Origin of the sequence: Paenibacillus sp. PSB04 (assembly GCF_025809195.1) — a bacterium.
GTDB lineage: Bacteria > Bacillota > Bacilli > Paenibacillales > Paenibacillaceae > Paenibacillus_AQ > Paenibacillus_AQ favisporus.
This window is the reverse complement of the sequence record NZ_CP081301.1, coordinates 2,803,191-2,819,790: the sequence shown is the minus strand read 5'-3', so window position 1 is coordinate 2,819,790 and position 16,600 is coordinate 2,803,191. Positions and strand designations below refer to the sequence as shown.

Here is a 16,600-nt window from a genome sequence, read left to right as displayed (position 1 = left end):
CAGGAAAGGCGTCAGCCTTTGATGCCCGTGCTCGCTATGCCGCCGACGATATAACGCTGTGCAAAGAAAAAGATGGCAAGCGGCGGAATGGAGATCAGGCAGGTGATCGCCATAATCGACTGCATATCGACGCCGTACATGCCCTTGAACTGCGACAAGCCCAGCGTCAGCGTGTATTTGGTCTGGTCATTCAGAAAAATGAGCGGTCCGAGGTAATCGTTCCAGCAGCTCATCATCTGGAACACCGCCACCAGGATGAGCGACGGCCCCATCAAAGGCACGATCACCCGCATCAGTACGGTGAGTTTGCCCGCCCCGTCGATCGTAGCAGCTTCATCTAATTCCCGCGGTAATGTCATGATGAATTGACGCAGCAAAAAGATAAAGTATGCAGAGCCGAACCAGGACGGAACGATCAGCGGCTTGAGCGTGTTGATCCACCCCAAATAATTGAACTCCATATACTGCGGGATCATCGTCACTTCCCACGGAATCATCATCGTGGCCAGCACGATCAGAAACAGCAGGTTGCGTCCCTTGAATTCGAACCGGGCGAAGCCGTAGGCCACAAGCGTACAGGATACCAGCTGGCCGAGGGTGGAGAGCACGGTGACGATCAGCGTGTTTTTCAAAAACAGGTTAAAGGGCTGAATATTCCAGGCATCCGCAAAGTTGCTGAATCGGAAGACGGACGGAATCCATTTGGGCGGAAACAGGTACAGCTCCTGCGGAGACTTGAGCGCTGTCGTAATGGCCCAGAACAAGGGCGCGATAAAGAGCAGGGACAAGAGGATCAGCGCAAGATAGCTCAGCGTTTTTTTCATCCTACCCTCCCTCCTTTCGCCGGCTTCGGCTTCTTCTGCGGTCCGCGCTTCATTTCGCCTTCGTAGAACACCCACGCTTCCGACGACTTGAACACCAGGAACGTCAGCGTCAGCACGATCAGGAACATGAACCAGGCGTTGGCGGCGGAGTAGCCCATTTTAAAATATTTAAATGCGTTCTCATACATGTACATCGCGTAAAAATACGTCGCCTTCATCGGTCCCCCGCCCGTCAGGAGCAGCGCCAGCGTCAGCTGCTGGAACGCCGCGATAATCGACGTGATCAGGTTGAACAGAATCGTGGGGGTGATCATCGGAACCGTGACGCTGACAAACTGCCGAAGCTTGCCTGCGCCGTCGATGGAGGCCGATTCGTAAAGATCCTTCGGGATGCCTTTCAGCCCCGCCAGAAAAATCAGCATCATCGAGCCCTGTCCCCATAAGCTGGCGACGACCATGGCGACGAGCGACCATTTGGTGTCGTTCAGCCAATCCGGCCCCTGAATCCCGAAGATCGACAGGAAGTAGTTCAGGATGCCGTAATCGCCGCTGTATACCCAGGACCAGATCATGGCCAGCGCCACACCCGAAATAACGGACGGGAGGTAGAACGCCGTGCGGAAAATCGCGCTGCCCCGAACCTTCTGGTTGAGCAGCATCGCAAGCCCGAGGGCGACAATGATGTTCAGCGGCACGAACAGCACGGCGAATTTCAGCGTCACCATCAGCGATTTCCAGAACAGCGGATCGTCGGTGAACATTTCCACGTAGTTGCCAAGCCCGATAAACGTCACTTTGCCGACGATCGGCCAGTCAAAGAACGAAATGACGAGCGAAAACAGCAGCGGTCCCAGCGTGAAAACCAGAAAGCCGAATATCCACGGAAAAATGAAGAGGTAGGGGGCAGCCCCACCCCGTCTGCGTTTCTTCAAGGCCTTGAGGGCGGCTGACTGTTCCCGTGCCGGGTGGAGGTAGGTTTGAGCCATCTCAAAAACCTTCTTTCTTCAGGTATTATTTCATGTAGCGCTCGCTGTCCTTTACGGCCTGGTTCAGCACATCCTGGGCATTGCTGCCGTGCATGACCGATTCCACCGCGGCGGAAAGCTGCCGGTTAACCTCATTCCACTTCGGATTCAACAGGAACGCCGGGGTGTTGTCCGAACGCTCCAGCATCGTGTAGTACGGCTTGTAGAGCGGATCCTGGTCCTTTTTCAGCTCGGTCACGACGCTTTGACGCACCGGAAGGTCGGCAACCCGCATTTTGATTGACGCATCGGATACGTAGAACTTGATGAACTCCCAGGCCAGATCCTTCTGCTTGGAATCCTTCGCGATCGACAGCGCCGATTCAGCCAGTACGCCTTTGACCGGTTTGCCCGGGAAGGCCGGCATTTCAACCGTTCCTACATCGACACCTGCCTGACGGAACGATTCCAGCGGCCAGATGCCGCTTTCCCACATGGCGATTTTGCCTGCCTTGAAAATGTCGTCGCCGCTCTGCTGCCCCTTTCCGCCGGTCAGCACGGCCGAGCCGTTCTTCACCATGTCGCCGAACATCTGGATCGCCTCTGCGGTTTCCTTGCTGTTCATGTAGCCGTCGATCGTCTTGCCGTCAGGAGAAATGAACGAGCTCCCGTTGCTCCATACGAACCCCTGCAGATCGTAAGTGTCATTCTCCGCGCGGACGCCGAAGCCGTACTGCTTCTTGGATTTATCCGTCAGCTTGCCGGCCATCTCCTGGAATTCGGGCCAGGTCCAGCCGTCCTTCGGATACGGCACGCCCGCCTCATCAAACAGCTTCTTGTTGTAGTACACCACCCGCGTCGTAAAGCCCGCCGGAATGCCGTACAGGGTACCGTCGATTTTGCCGTAATTGAACAGGCCCTTGTAGAAGTCGTCAATATTTAAATCCTTGTCTTTGTCCGCATAGCTGTCCAGGGGCTCCAGCGACTGGTGGTACGTCGGAAAATCCCACATGTACATGACGTCGGGCGGATTGGCGGCGCCGAAGCCCGCGGCGAGCTTCTGATCAAAGCCGTCCGCGTATGCCTCCACCTGCACCTTCGTGCCCGGATGGCTTTCTTCGAACTTCTTGGCGATGTCCTGCTCAATTTTGAGCGCATCCCCCGTATCCCAGGTGGCAAAGCGCAGCGTCTTCTCCGATCCGGAGCCGCCGCCCTGGCCGGCCGTTTCGGCCTTGCCCCCGCTGCCGCCGCAGGCCGACAGTGACATCATCAGCGCCGCTGCAAGAACGATAAGTGAAACCTGTTTTTTCATATTGTCAGCTCCCCTCGCGAATGAGGCATCTCATTTTTGAACCGCTTTCATCGTAACGCTTTTGAAAGCGGTTCAAAACGTGCGATCATCGGCAATTTGGCGTCTTTTTGTTTGAACTTTCGGGCGGGGTGTCAAACTGTCCGGTCCGATTCGCCTTTTTGCACGGTCCGGTATTGGCTTGGAGTCTGACCCGTGCAGCGCTTGAACCATTTGCTGAAATACTTGCTGTCGCCAAGCCCCGTCCGCTCGGCGATATCCTGCATCGTCAGGTCCGTATCCCGCAGCAGTCCCTTGGCCAGCCGGAGCTTGCGCTTGTATTGGAACGCGATAAAGCTGTCGCCGACCGTCTTTTTGAACAGAATGGAAAAATGGCTTCGGCTGAGCCCGACCTCTTCCGCCAGCTCGCTCGCCGACCAGTCGGAACCGGGCTGCTCATGAAGCATGCGCACCGCCTTTTGGATCGGCTCGGGCCAGTCCCCGCCGGATACGCCGTACGCCCGTTCCAGCTCGGCCTCCTTATGCAGGGAGCGGAACGCTTCCGCGATGCCGCTGCTGGTGCCCAAGGGGCCCTTGGCGGACCACTTCAACCGTCCATGGCTGCCCTTGGCTTCGATCAGCAGGCTGTTGGCCGCCTCCTGAAGCCCTTCCGGCACGATCCAATAACAGGCGTCGCCGCCATAGGGGATGGCCGCTTCATTTCCCGTGCCATGCTGTTTCATCTTCAGCCATTCGGCCCACGGCATGCCCCAGCCCTCCGTCCGGACAAGGTACACATGCACGTCCTGGCCGCCAAAACGCCACGCCTCCGCGCGAAGCCGCTCCAGCTCGGCGGGAAATCTGCCGCTGCTGCCGCTGAGCCAGCCGAACAGGAGCGCCTCCAGCTTCTCCTCGTCTAACGGTGCCGGGGACGGACGCCGCTGTAGCTCCCGCCGCAGCTTCTCCAGCAGCCCTTCCAGCTCTTCGTCCTCAAACGCGGTTTTCAGAAGGTATCCCGAAGCCCCCAGCTGGATGCCCTGCTGCGCGTATTCAAAATCCCGGTGGCAGCTGAGCAGGATGATTTTCGTCCGTTCCTCGGCCTCCTTGACCCTGCGCAGCAGCTCGATGCCGTCCATCTCCGGCATCACGATATCGGTAATGACGATGTCCGGGCGGTGCTCCTTGAAGGCTTCCCACGCCTTCGCCCCGTTGGGCGCGTCGGCCACGACCTCCATACCGAACCGCTCCCAGGGCACCGTCGATCTCAGGCCTTTGCGAACGATGCTCTCGTCATCGGCAATCAGCACTTTCAGGTTGTTTGCGTTCTTCATCCGGATGCTCCTCCTTTTTGGGCCAGCGAATCAGTATCGATGTTCCCTCTCCTTTGATTGAACGTACCGTAAGTCCGTACCGCGGGCCGAAATGCAGCTTGAATTTCTGGTCCGCGTTTCTTACGCCGAGACCGCCGCGGCCGCGGGTCTCGGGATTCGGAGCGAACAGCCGCGCAAGCTTCTCTTCGCTGATGCCGGCCCCGTTGTCTTTTAGTTCCAGCAGCAGCTCCTCCCCCTGCTCCCGGACACGCAGCTCAATGACCCCGACCCCGTCAGTAAAGCCGTGGAAAAAGATGTTCTCAAACAGCGGCTGCAGCGTCATCCGCGGGATGACAAACCGTTTCAGATCTTCCTCGCAGTCCAGCTTATACTGGAATACGGCTCCATAGCGGATTTCCTGGATTTTCAAAAAATGCCCGATCATCCGCAGCTCCCGCTCCAGCGTAACGAGCTCCTGCGATATATCGAGGTTGCCTTCCAGCACCATCGTCAGGTGATACAGCATTCGGCGGATCTCCTCCGCCCCTTCCAGCCTGGCCTTCCACTGGATCGAGTTCAGCGTATTGAAGAGCAGATGCGGATTGATCTGGTAATGAAACGCCTTCAGCTCCGCCTCCTTCTTGAGGCGCTCGCTTCGCTCCACTTCCTGGACGAGCGACTGCACGCCGCTGACCATCCGGTTGAAGCTGATATCCAGGCTCCCGAGCTCGTCCCGTCCTTCGACCGGAACCCGCGTGTCCAGCTTGCCGAAGCTGACCTTTTGCATCGACTCCTTCAGGGAACGGATGCGCCCCGTAAACCGGGACGTAAACAGATAGGCCAGCCCGAAAGCGAGCAGGCAGGACCAAACCGCCACGATGACCGTGTTCGACCGGATGACTCCCGATGACTGGTAAAACGCCTTGGCAGGCAGCCTTGCCTCGATCTTCCAATGATTGACGGACAGTGTCTTGTCCCAGATGATATCGTTATCTCTCGGCGTAAAGGATTCCGTGCTTTCGTAGACGGTCCGGCCGTCCGGCGCCTGGATCGAAAGATGCGCCTTCGTGTCCTCCTCGAACTGACGGAACATGCGCAGCAGCTCCCGTGCATCCTCCTCAATCAGGATCGTGCTGCCGTCCTGGGCGCCGCCCGGGTTCCGGATCGGCACGGCCAGTCCCAGCACTGCCGGACCGGCTTGCTCCGAGGCGGATATCGCATGGTTCTGCGTATAGAAGCCCAGCCAATAAGGGCCGCTATTCGTGTCGGGCATGCTCTTCCAGGCCGGAATGCCGGAGAGCTTGCCGACGTCGAGGTTATTTTCGCCGTAGTAATAACCGGATGGCGTAATAATATAAATCCCGGCCGTCTGGTCGTTAGCCAGCGACCTCAGGACGGATTCGAAGTCGTTCTTCTCCATGATTTCGCCGTAGGTGACCGGCGGATCGCTCCCGAGGTCCGCATGGGCGGGATCCAGCAAATACGAGTAGATCGTCTGGCTCATCTGCTTCATGCGGACCAGCATGGAGTCCGACTGCTGCTGCAGCTGGGCCACCGCGTTCTCGCCGTAACGGCCGAACTGGGAGTTGACCGTCCTGGCGGACTGGTAGTAAGAAAGCGCCCCGAGCGAGAGCAGCGGGATCAGCGTCACAATCAGAAAGCATACGAGCAGTTTGGTCCGGATGCTGCGGTAAGCTCCTGCCGGAAGCCAGCGCCGCAGCGGTCCGTGCCGGCGGATATTCATGGCGGATCCCCTCCTCTTCACGGTAGTCGTCTATCTGCATTCTAGCATGGACGGACAGGGGACGGAGCCCTTTCGCCGCTCAATTGTTACCGCTTACAAGAAATCCGTGGCCAAGTGCCTTGTTTGCGGAAGTGAAGCACCTTTCGTTAAACGGGAAAAGCACCTCCCCGGAGGACTTTTCCAAAAAGTCCCTTCCGAAGAAGTGCATGATCCCGCTAAAGTTCCCCGTATTCGTGCCCGAGGATCAAAAATACGCTCGACGTCCAGGTAAAAGCCCGGTCCCGCAGCCCTTCCCCCGTCAGCGCGTCGAAGTTCTCCGCCATGCCGCTCTTGTTCAGCATGCGGCAGAACCGCTGCGCCACCTCTCTGGCGAGCTCCGTATCCCCTGCCGCCGCGGCGCCTTCCACGAGCAGCATGGTCGACGGCGCCCAGATCGGCCCGCGCCAGTAGCCGTCGGGCTGGTAATACGGGCTGCGGACGCTTTCGGTCGCCCAGCCGTTGCCGGTGAGGAAACGGCCCTCTTCCCGCAGCCCCTGCAGCAGCGCGGTCCGTATCTCTTCCGGCAGCCGGTTACCGAGCAGGATCGGCACGAACAGCAGCAGGCTGTCGCCTTGCGAGCGCTCATGCGTCCCTGACCGGCATGCCGTGAACCGGCCGTCTTTCCAGAAATGGCTTAGCATCGCGTCCAGCGTATCCCCGGCAAGCCGGCGCCACCGCGCCGCTTCCTCCGCCTTCCCCAACAGCCCGGCAATCTCGGCCAGAAGCTCCGCCTGCAGAATCAGAAAGGCCGACAGATCCGGGCTTTCCACCGGAATGCCGTTATTGAACGCCGTGCTGTTGTCCCATCCGGAATCGTTGCCGTGATTGTACTGGGGAATGCCGTCGCCGTCGCCGTCCCGGTACCGGAACCACCAATCCGTCCATTTGGACAGCGGCCCGTATACTTCCCGAAGCTGCGCTTCGCCGATCCAATCGGTCCGGCGCATCATCCAGCCGAGCGTCCAGCCGTGGATCGGCGGCTTGTTGCAGTTCCACAGCTCGTACTTGTCGTTGATAAAATCGGGAAGCAGCCCGCTCTCATCCTGCCGGTCAAAAAAGATCATGAACTGGTCCCACGCCAGCTTCGGATCGTGGCGCACCAGCGCCATGGCGTTAAAGCAGTGGTCCCAGCTCCATATATTCGTCATCCAGTTCTTCGACATGTACATCGCTGGGCGCGTCAGGCAGCCTTCGGCCGGAACGAGGCACGACCACGTAATGTAAGCCGCCAGCTCCCACCCTTCCTGCCAGTGCGCCGGGACCGTAAGGCTGTGATCCAGCCAGGCCGCAAATTCGGCCTCGGCTTCCTTCACCGCCGCCTCAAAGGGCTCCCAGGCCGGCCGCGCCTTCCACACCGTACGGAACTCTTCAATAGCGAATTCAGCCGTGCCCGCGGCACCGTCGGGCCTGAACTCAGCCACGATGCGCGAGCTCTTGATCTTATCCCATATCACTTCCATCTTCATGCAGCCTGCAAGGCGGGTCAGCATAAACCGGCATTCGTGCGTAAAGCTGTTCACTTCCCAGCTGCCGGGCACCGCCTCGTAGGCATAATCGTAAGCCGCCGGCTGAAAGGTCAGCCGGATGCCGCATCCTCTGGTCCGGAAGCGCGCGGTGCGGCTGTCCGATATGCACAGCTCTGCATAACTACCGCTGTCGAGGGCAGCCAGCTTCACGCTCGCGGGATTGGCTTCGGCCGTGAACGGCAAAAGCTCACCGGCGTCATCCAGCAGCTCGATCCGGAACGCCTCCCCGAACTTGTCGTCCCCGCCCCGGACGGTGCGCAGGTACAGGCCGGCCGGTCTATTTTTACCCTCAGGCAGCAGCGATACCGCCAAAAACGTCTCTCTGCGGCTGAAGGGTACTACGTTCAGGTCAAAGTTCATGGCTGTTCTCCTTTTATCCAGGAATATAACGCTTTCATTGTAAACTGCGGCGCCTGGAAGGGAAACGGCCAGGTGTTTCCATGTACCTGCACATTTGTTGGGGACGGCTTTATTTTCCGGGCAATCGTGTCTTTTTGTCAGGTGGGAGGGGGTGCGATTGTTAGATTCGGCAATTTGCCTTCCTCATACGCCCCATTCCTTGCGGGCATCGGCGACCGGCTTGGGCGTCGTTTTGCCCCATGCGTAATGCCCCTTCGGCTTGCGGCCCACCCATCTCTCATCGACCGGCTCCGATGCGAGCTGATAGCGGGTATCTGAGCTGATCCGGTAGCGGTCCGTCGTGTTGTTAAGCGAAGTATGCATCATGTACATGCCAAAAATAATGGCATCGCCCGCTTCGAAAGACGTTGTGGCCCATCGTCCCCCAAACGTATCGACGATCTCCACCGGGTCTTCGGAAAACCAGCCTGTCGCGACATTATCCCGGTCCACATCCATTTCGCCGTACGTTTGCCTAATTTTGCTAAAATGCTGGGAGCCCAGGCACATAGCCAACGTTCCGAGCTCAAGCGGCGTGTCTCCGAAAGGGGTCCACATCGTATATACGTTTTTGGTGCCCCTTCCCATATACACGACGTCGTAATGCGCGCCGGTATTCCCGCCATGGGCCACGGCCCGCGGCCATTTATAGTCGTATGTCATCGATTTGCCGCCAAGCAGACGGTCAAAAAAATCCAAGACCGAAGGATGGTTCACCACATCCAAAAATCGGGGGAAGTCCGCCTGCAGCTCTTCCGCGCCGCCGCCCCACATCATGCTGCGGTTGTCTCGGGAAATGCGCCCTTCGTCCAGCGGAGTCCCCGGCTCCAACCTGCCCATGGCCTGGAGTCTGCGTAAAAAATCCTCCCTTGCGGACAGCACCCGCCCGCGGTCATGAAATCCGCGGATCAGCAGGTATCCCTCCTCCGCCAGACGCAATCTCAGCGCTTCCGTGTCCTCCAATATATCGTTGCTGCTGCGCAGCTCGGTCAAATACCGGCTTCCCATCACAAGCTCCCTCGTTCCGATCGTCACGTTCATGCCGCTCTCTCCTTTCAAGGTATCACCGCGTTCCTGCCGGAAGCGGGAGATTCCCCCTCATCATAGCCCCTGCTTCAGGAGAAAGTCGTTAATCGAAACCCGCCACAATTTACGCAAAACCGGACCGGATGCCTCAATGATGGTCGCGGCGCTGCCTCGTTCTCCACTCTGACGGAGGACAGCCTTCGGTCTTTTTGAACCACAGCGAAAACGAGTGCAGCTGAGCAAACCCGATCTGATCGGCTATCGCCTGCATATCCTTGTCCGTCGAGCTGAGCAGCCACTTGGCTTCTTCCAGGCGGCACATCTGCTGATACTGCTTGGGCGTCATGCCGTAGGTTTTGAAGAACCGTTTGCGGAAGCCTTCCTCCGACAGGCCGGCCATCTCCGCGAGGCTGCCGATGACGATAGGTTCTTGAAGATGCCGGCGGATATAATCGCCTGTATGCGATACCGTGAACGACTGCTGGTCCGGGTGGGAATGCTCGTTTAAAAACAGCAGCAGAATTTCGATCCAGGCCAAATCATTTCGGACCGGCTCTTTCAGCGTAGACGAACGGCTCCTCAGCCATTCCCGGAACAGCCGCTCATAGCGGTCCTGGTCGAGACGGGATAAGGCAATGAGGCGCGGTTTGCCAAGGACAATCAGCCGTTCGAACAGCTCACGTACATGTGTCGGCAGTCCGTCAACGAGCACAACCCCGAACCGGATCGGGGTCATTGCATGGAAAGAATGCGCAGCCAGGGACGGGATCAACGCGACATGCCCTGCTTCGACCCGCCTTTCCTCCTGTTCATGAACAAAGCGCCCGCTTCCTTCCAACACGACGGTGATTTCCAAATCGGGATGGCTCCACTGCCGCTCGTCCTCCCAGTCCTTGTCGTGGGTTCCGATAAAACATCTAATTTCAGGCAAAATCGCTTCATCCTCCTTGTCCGCCAGCTTGGGCCAAGCCAAGCGCTTGATGATGTTATGTTCACTATACATCAATCGCGGAGAGGAGCTACAGTCCCAAGCCTCATTGCTTGTCCATACTTTTTCATTCTCGGATTTCAGCCTATGGTATAATCAGGAAAACTTATGTTTTAATGGTATATTGACAATAAGGGAGGAACTGGATTATGGGATGGTCGGAACTGCGGGCGGTGCCCAATGATTACGATGAGGAAATCCATGCGGTCGATACACAGCTGATTGAGCTGCTCAACCACCGGAAAGCCCTCGCGAAAGGACGCCGGTGTTTTCCGCCTAAGGAAGTGATGAAGGAGTTTGAAGAGAAATTCGGCTTGAAGCCTCCCTATTTAAACTGGCTGTTTCATTCGATTAACGGAGGGTTTCACCGCCCACGCTCCGACGGTCCCGGCGAGCTGCAGGGCATCCTGCAGATTATGAAAACGACCGTGCAGGAAGGGTACCAATACAGGATCACCCATGCGATGAGCATGGCAGTATTGTACATATCGAGATTAAACAGCTGGAGGATGCGGATGATTTCACGGATTTCCGCCCTCTTCTTCAGCTCGATGTTACTAGCCAAGATAAGGAATACAGTGTAGGGCGCAACGGTTCCCGCGGTGGTGGTGGAATCAGCTCCATGTCCTTTCTCGTCGAACCGCGCCTGCCGGAGCAGCTGGACACCGTTCACTTTGCGCTGATCCCGTTTGAGGAGCCTATGGATTTTAGCCGCAAGGAGATCTTTCTGGATCAGGAGGTTCGTTTCGAGTAAGCCGCTGTGGATGAGCAACAAAGGAAAGGGTCAGGCTCTAGAAAGAACCGAAACAAAGAAGCAGGCAAAATGCCTGCTTCTTCGTCATGATCTGAACCTATGGCCGGTAATACGGCGTCTGCCTCCGATGGCCGTTCCTACTCACTGCATTCCACCAGCCTTCTCCGATCCTGATCCCAACGCCACACAGGCTGGTCACCGCGCAAATGAACGCCTCCGTACCACCGGTCTATACCGCACCGTTCCAGGTAATCCTCACCGCGTAAAACCCGGGTCCCCCATTCCGTGATCTGGACCTTGCTGTCCCGAAAAGACGGAGAAGGTCCCGCATAGCCGGGAAAAGCTTCCGCCCCCTCCAGCGTCAGCAGCGGACTTGGGCCCTGACACAGGCTGCGCAGAACATCCCAGTACTGCAGGTCGCCCATGCCCAACCCGTGCAGCCGGTCGCCGATCTGCCTGAACAGGTCCAGTGGCGAGTGAATCCCTTCGCTTACCTTTTCCAAAGTCATCTGCTCCACGATCCCCAGTCCGTTATAAACGGAAGGATAACGGGACAGATGCAGCTCAAATGCCTCCCGCACGAACGGAAGCGCCGAGGTATCCTCCTCCAATAGCTGCTGGAGCTTCATCGGATCAGGTGAGGTGTATGCCTCCCAAACCCTGCTGCCCAGCTTCAGCTCTTCCGCTCCGATATGATGCCACGTTCCGGACAATGTCTTCAGCTGGCTGGCCGTTAACTGACCGAGTCCACGGAACAGGCCGACTCCCGGATAATCTCCGATACAGAGCAGATTCAGCTTCGTCCCGCCAAGGGACTGCCGTCCAAACCAGTGCAGCAGATAAGACAGCATCGTTTGGTCAAACAGGTCATGCTCGAACCACAGCACGATTTCGTCATACTGCCGGAATCCGGCCAGTTTTTGCTCCTGCTCTTCGCAGTTCCGGATATATTCATCAGCCGGGATGCCCATGTCTTTCTCAAGGTATCCCGCGCGGACCGCACGGCTCTCCGATTCCGCCGGCTCCAGAAACACCGGGCCTTCCGAATATACCTCGCGCCATACGAGGATATCCCCCTGAACGACTCCCTGCTTGAGCGTCTCGGCGACCGTATCGCCGTTAACAATATGCAGCACGCGTTTTCCTCCTTCGTGTAAATGCTTGAATACATGCGCGAAATCAGCGACCGGCAGCGAGCCCTTCAGCTTGCGGCGTGCGTCGAACAGCCGCTTTTTCAGCGTCGTCACCGGCGTTCCCGCAAACTCCGAAATTTCCTGCAGACTATAGCCGTGAAAATAAAACAGCTGGACCGCCTCCCGCATGCCGGGCGATAAGGCCTGGACCGAATCGTGAAGCATCCGGTACAGCTCCTGCCGCGCCACGACCTCTCCGATATCCGGCTGGTCGGGTGCAGTCACTTCCCCTTCCTCCAGCGCGGAAGTCTGCGGCTTTCTGCGAATCAAGCGATAACACTGGCGATGCACAATCGTCCGCAGCCACCCCGGAAAGGCGTCTGCCTGCTGCAGCCGGCTAAGGTGGACGAATGCTTCCGCAAACGCCTCCTGCACCGCTTCCTCCGCCAAATCGTGATCCTGCAGCTTTCCGTATGCGGCCGTATGCGCCATCGCATAATACTGCCGGAAGAGACGGTTTAGCGCATCCCCGTCTCCCTGCCGGGCTTGTTCAATGATCTGCCGCACACCCACTCTCCTCCCTTTGATCATGGTTTCAACCCTATAGTGCAATATCAGATCCGTAAGGTTACATGAGCCTCGGAATATTTTTTAAATATGCTGAGCCTTTTCAGACAAATCGCCTTAACGCGGCGTGACTGCTGCTCTCGTATTTACATTATATCGATTAGATCGGCTGACCTCAGGTGGAAGTAAGCTCCCGTGCTCCATTCCCGTCACCGAACGCCCAGGCCCGGAATAGGCTGGTGTATACCATTCAACGATTGGAGCGAACCGCATGCCTCAATACGTACCGCCGGTCACCATCCATACCGTCACCTTTACGGCCCCCGGCACGGTGATCCACTATCCGCAGGTAACCGGGCTCGCCGACAAAACGGCCGAAAACAAAATCAACCACACGATCATCCGTACGATCCAGGACATGCAGCGCGCCCAGCAGGCGGTCCAGACGGGAAGTCAGCCGGAAACGACCGGAAATTTCGAGATCAAAACGAACGAGCGCGGCATTCTCAGCCTCGTGCTGAGCAATTACACCTATTCCACACCGATGGCGCATGGATACACGATCGCCAAGGGATTGACCTTTTCCAAGCAAACGGGGAACACCTATACCTTGTCCAGCCTGTTCAAACCGGGCTCCCCTTACCAAGCGGTCCTGACCGCCGCCGTCAAGAAGCAGGTGCAGGAGCGGAATCTTCCGGTACTGGATGCGGGGAGCATCACGGTCGCGCCTAACCAGGAATTCTACCTCGCCGACAAGGCGTTGGTGCTCTTTTACCCATTGTACGCGATCACACCCTATTATGTCGGTATTCCGATGTTCCCGATTTCGGTCTATGATCTGCAGGACATCGCCGCCGAAGACGGCCCGCTTACAACACTTGCCGCAGACGTCGTGTAAAGCGGCGCCCCAGGTGACAGGAGCTGAGCGGCCGGCCGTGATCCATTTTCGCAGCCTAAAGTCACCCCTATCTATAGACTGGATAACTCCAAAAAAAGCAAAGAGCTGCATCCATATCGTCTGAGAGACGAAGGAGCAGCTCTTATACACGTAAGCCTGCGAACATGGTCACTGTGGTACACGTGGTACACGTGGCACACAGCATACCTCTTACTTGACACCGTTGTACACAAACGCTTTGATGATATGCTTTTGCGCCAGGAAAAAGGCGGCCAGAATCGGCGCGACCAAAATGACGTTGCCGGCCATCAGGATGTTCCAGGTGCCGCCGCCCTCAACCTCGCGGATTTTGGCGATTCCTATCGGCAGCGTCCGCGCGGTTTCGTTCGTCGTCATGACGAGCGGCCAGAAATAATCGTTCCAGTGCGCGATGAAGCTGAACAGGGCAAACGTCACAAGCACCGGCTTCACCATAGGCACCATGATGCGGACGATGATTTTCCATTCCTTGGCCTGATCCAGGCGGGAAGCTTCCACCAGCTCCTCCGGGATCTGCCGGAACGCCTGCCGGAGCAGGAAGATGCCGAACGCGCTGGACGCGAACGGGAGGATCAGCCCGAGATGGGTGTTCAGCAGCTTGAAGGCGCTCAGCTCCAAATATACCGGCAGAAAGATGAGCTGGGTCGGGATCATGAGCGTCACCATGACCAGGCTGAACAAAAAGCCGGAGCCGACAAACCGGTATCTGGCAAATGCGTACGCAGCCGGAATGATCGTCAGCATCTGCAGCAGCAAAATGCTCACCGAAATGACGGCGCTGTTCGTGATGTAATGCAGGAACGGCCCGGTTTGCCACGCGGAGGCGTAATTGCTCCATACCGGATTCCGGGGAATCCATTCCGGCGGGAAGATCATCGTCTCCGGCAGTGTTTTGAGGGATGTCGAGAGCATCCAGACAAACGGCATGGCAAAGATGAGGACCAGCAGCAGCAGCGCCGCCACATTCAGCGCCTTCAGCAGCAGGACGGCCGCGGAGCGCAGAAGGGCAGGTCTGCCCGGTGTTTCCAGCATGCGTCCTCCGGGAACGGCGACGGTATGCCCGTCAAAGGCACGGTTTGCGGGTTCCACTCGGTTTTCCCCCTTTTTTAAGATCATAGAAGCAGAAGTTGTTACCGGTTAACGGTAATGAACGCGGCTGGACAGCAGCCTGAAATAGACGATGGTCAGGATGCCGACGATGAACAGCAGGATCACGCCGGCCGCCGAGGCATACCCGATTTTGAAGAAGCGGAAGCCGGCCTCGTAGATGTAATACACCAGCGTATTGGTCGAGTTGACCGGACCGCCCTGCGTCATGATTGCGATCGTCTCGAACACCTGGAACGACCCGATCAAATTGATGATGACGAGGAAAAAGATCGTCGGCGACAGCATCGGCAGAATCAGCCGCGTGAACGTCGTCCACGGCCTGGAGCGGTCCAGGGAAGCCGCTTCGTATATATCCTGCGGGATGCTCTGCAGCCCCGCGATAAACACGAGCGTGTTATAGCCGAGCCCTTTCCACACGGCCACGATCACCAGGGAGATCAGCGAGGTGCTCGGATGGGACAGCCATTCCAGCTTGCCGAAGCCGAACAGGCCGATCACCCAGTTCAAGAGCCCGTATTCGGGGTCCATCAGCCAGCTCCACAAGAGCGAAATCGATACGAGCGAGATGATATGGGGGCTGAAGATCGCCCCCTGCACCAGGCCGTAGAAGAAGCCGCTGCGGTTCAGCCAGATCGCCATGAACAGGGAGAGTCCGGTCGTCAGCGTAACCGTCAGCACCGTATAAAGGGTCGTGTTCGACAGCACCTGGCGAAAATCGGGCTCCGACAGCAGATCGACGAAGTTCTGGATGCCGACGAACGTTTTTGTCGGGCTGACGAAGTTCCAGTCGAACAGGCTTAAGTACATCATGTAAAAAATCGGGTAGATAAAAAACATGGCAAAGACGACAATTGCCGGCGCGACCATGCTGTACGGGCGCAGCCGTTCCCAGACGGTCATGCTACACCCCTCCCGCTATCAGCTGCCGCGAGGAGGTCTTCTCATTCGCCGCTCCCGCTGTCTGCACCCGGCTGCCGTTGAGGCTGAAATAATAGAGATGCCCGTTCGGTACGGCGATGCTTACGCGCTCCGCCGTCACCAGCGGCTTCAGAAATGTTTTGACAAAGAACACGCCCGCCTTGGAACGGATCTGATAGATATGCTCCGCCCCCAGGCTCTCCCGCGTCAAGATGTCTCCTTCGAGCACAAGCCCTTCCACCGGGGCGTCCGGATTGATCTGTGCATGCTCCGGTCGGAAACCAACATGGTAGGCTCCGGACTCGGGCTGGACGCGCAGCCCCTTGATGTCGCCGACCTTCATGATGTTCATCGCCGGCGTGCCGATAAACTGGGCGGTGAACAGGTTGGCAGGCTGCTCGTACAGCTTCATCGGCGAGTCCGCCTGCTGGACCGCCCCTTCGTTCATGACGACGATCTCGTCGCCCATGGACATGGCTTCGACCTGATCATGCGTCACGTAGACGAAGGTCGTGCCAAGGCGTTCGTGCAGCTGGATCAGCTCCGTCCGCATCTGGTTCCGCAGCTTCGCGTCCAGGTTGGACAGCGGTTCGTCAAGGATAAACACCTTCGGCTGCTTCACCATCGCCCGGGCGAGCGCCACGCGCTGGCGCTGGCCGCCGGAGAGATTCTGCGGCTTCTTGTCGAGGTATGGCCCAAGTCCGACGATTTCCGAAATGTCGGAGACCAGGCGCTCCCGCTCCTTGCGGGAGACGCCGCGGTTCTTGAGACCGAACTCGATATTGCCCCGGACCGTCATGGTCGGGTACAGCGCGTAATTCTGGAACACCATCGCCACGTCCCGCAGGCCGGGCGGCGTGTCGTTCACGCGCTGGCCGTCGATGAGAATATCTCCTGCGGTCTGTCTTTCCAGACCGGCCACCATGCGCAGCGTCGTCGATTTGCCGCAGCCGGACGGCCCGACCAGGACGGTAAACGAACCGTCCCGGATCGTCAGGTTAAGGTCCTGAATTACGGTTTCTTCCTTGTATTTCTTGCAAATGCCGATCAGCTCGATTTGGGCCATGCCGAA

General features: G+C 57.8%; 15 protein-coding genes. 3 read left to right on the top strand and 12 right to left on the bottom strand.

Translation table 11 applies throughout. The annotated features are described in order from the left end of the window. Nucleotides 1-11: 11 nt before the first annotated feature. The 8 genes from K2F33_RS13060 to K2F33_RS13025 form a co-directional block, all read right to left on the bottom strand. Nucleotides 12-824, bottom strand: a complete 813-nt coding sequence (locus K2F33_RS13060; RefSeq protein WP_076175659.1) for a carbohydrate ABC transporter permease — start codon at nucleotides 822-824, stop codon at nucleotides 12-14. Beyond that, nucleotides 821-1,810 carry a carbohydrate ABC transporter permease gene (locus tag K2F33_RS13055; protein WP_076175657.1) on the bottom strand — a complete coding sequence of 330 codons (990 nt, stop codon included), beginning with the start codon at nucleotides 1,808-1,810 and terminating at the stop codon, nucleotides 821-823. The genes K2F33_RS13060 and K2F33_RS13055 overlap by 4 nt, the downstream gene beginning before the upstream one ends. Before the next feature lie 25 nt (nucleotides 1,811-1,835). Beyond that, nucleotides 1,836-3,101 (bottom strand): ABC transporter substrate-binding protein, encoded by a 1,266-nt coding sequence (locus K2F33_RS13050; protein WP_076175655.1) that lies wholly within the window; start codon nucleotides 3,099-3,101, stop codon nucleotides 1,836-1,838. A gap of 131 nt (nucleotides 3,102-3,232) precedes the next feature. Continuing rightward, complete coding sequence (locus tag K2F33_RS13045; RefSeq protein WP_263881932.1) at nucleotides 3,233-4,408, bottom strand: response regulator transcription factor; 1,176 nt, start codon at nucleotides 4,406-4,408, stop codon at nucleotides 3,233-3,235. Next, nucleotides 4,368-6,131, bottom strand: coding sequence for a cache domain-containing sensor histidine kinase (locus K2F33_RS13040; protein WP_263881931.1), 1,764 nt, complete (start codon nucleotides 6,129-6,131; stop codon nucleotides 4,368-4,370). The genes K2F33_RS13045 and K2F33_RS13040 overlap by 41 nt, the downstream gene beginning before the upstream one ends. Nucleotides 6,132-6,346: 215 nt before the next feature. Further along, on the bottom strand, nucleotides 6,347-8,056 hold the full coding sequence (locus K2F33_RS13035) for an amylo-alpha-1,6-glucosidase (RefSeq protein WP_263881930.1): 1,710 nt from the start codon (nucleotides 8,054-8,056) through the stop codon (nucleotides 6,347-6,349). Nucleotides 8,057-8,239: 183 nt separating this feature from the next. Next, on the bottom strand, nucleotides 8,240-9,136 hold the full coding sequence (locus K2F33_RS13030) for a phytanoyl-CoA dioxygenase family protein (RefSeq protein WP_263881929.1): 897 nt from the start codon (nucleotides 9,134-9,136) through the stop codon (nucleotides 8,240-8,242). A gap of 133 nt (nucleotides 9,137-9,269) precedes the next feature. Continuing rightward, nucleotides 9,270-10,052: a helix-turn-helix transcriptional regulator gene (locus tag K2F33_RS13025; RefSeq protein ID WP_263881928.1), complete on the bottom strand. Its 783-nt coding sequence runs from the start codon at nucleotides 10,050-10,052 to the stop codon at nucleotides 9,270-9,272. A gap of 206 nt (nucleotides 10,053-10,258) precedes the next feature. Between K2F33_RS13025 and K2F33_RS13020 the strand changes: the two genes are divergently transcribed. Together K2F33_RS13020 and K2F33_RS13015 are read left to right on the top strand one after the other, a co-directional pair. Then, nucleotides 10,259-10,693, top strand: coding sequence for a hypothetical protein (locus K2F33_RS13020; RefSeq protein WP_263881927.1), 435 nt, complete (start codon nucleotides 10,259-10,261; stop codon nucleotides 10,691-10,693). 38 nt (nucleotides 10,694-10,731) lie between these two features. Beyond that, nucleotides 10,732-10,863, top strand: a complete 132-nt coding sequence (locus tag K2F33_RS13015) for a hypothetical protein (RefSeq protein ID WP_263881926.1) — start codon at nucleotides 10,732-10,734, stop codon at nucleotides 10,861-10,863. A 137-nt stretch (nucleotides 10,864-11,000) separates the two neighbouring features. Here the strand turns inward: K2F33_RS13015 and K2F33_RS13010 are convergent, their stop codons facing one another. Next, complete coding sequence (locus tag K2F33_RS13010; protein ID WP_263881925.1) at nucleotides 11,001-12,563, bottom strand: sigma-70 family RNA polymerase sigma factor; 1,563 nt, start codon at nucleotides 12,561-12,563, stop codon at nucleotides 11,001-11,003. A 271-nt stretch (nucleotides 12,564-12,834) separates the two neighbouring features. Between K2F33_RS13010 and K2F33_RS13005 the strand changes: the two genes are divergently transcribed. Next, complete coding sequence (locus K2F33_RS13005) at nucleotides 12,835-13,461, top strand: DUF3298 and DUF4163 domain-containing protein (protein WP_263881924.1); 627 nt, start codon at nucleotides 12,835-12,837, stop codon at nucleotides 13,459-13,461. A gap of 210 nt (nucleotides 13,462-13,671) precedes the next feature. Here the strand turns inward: K2F33_RS13005 and K2F33_RS13000 are convergent, their stop codons facing one another. From K2F33_RS13000 to K2F33_RS12990, 3 genes are all read right to left on the bottom strand, one after another. Then, nucleotides 13,672-14,532, bottom strand: coding sequence for a carbohydrate ABC transporter permease (locus K2F33_RS13000; RefSeq protein WP_084204199.1), 861 nt, complete (start codon nucleotides 14,530-14,532; stop codon nucleotides 13,672-13,674). A 105-nt stretch (nucleotides 14,533-14,637) separates the two neighbouring features. Beyond that, complete coding sequence (locus tag K2F33_RS12995; protein WP_089548644.1) at nucleotides 14,638-15,510, bottom strand: carbohydrate ABC transporter permease; 873 nt, start codon at nucleotides 15,508-15,510, stop codon at nucleotides 14,638-14,640. Between the two features lies 1 nt (nucleotide 15,511). After that, a complete protein-coding gene (locus tag K2F33_RS12990) occupies nucleotides 15,512-16,594 on the bottom strand; it encodes an ABC transporter ATP-binding protein (RefSeq protein WP_263881923.1) in 1,083 nt (360 codons plus the stop codon). Nucleotides 16,595-16,600: the final 6 nt, after the last annotated feature.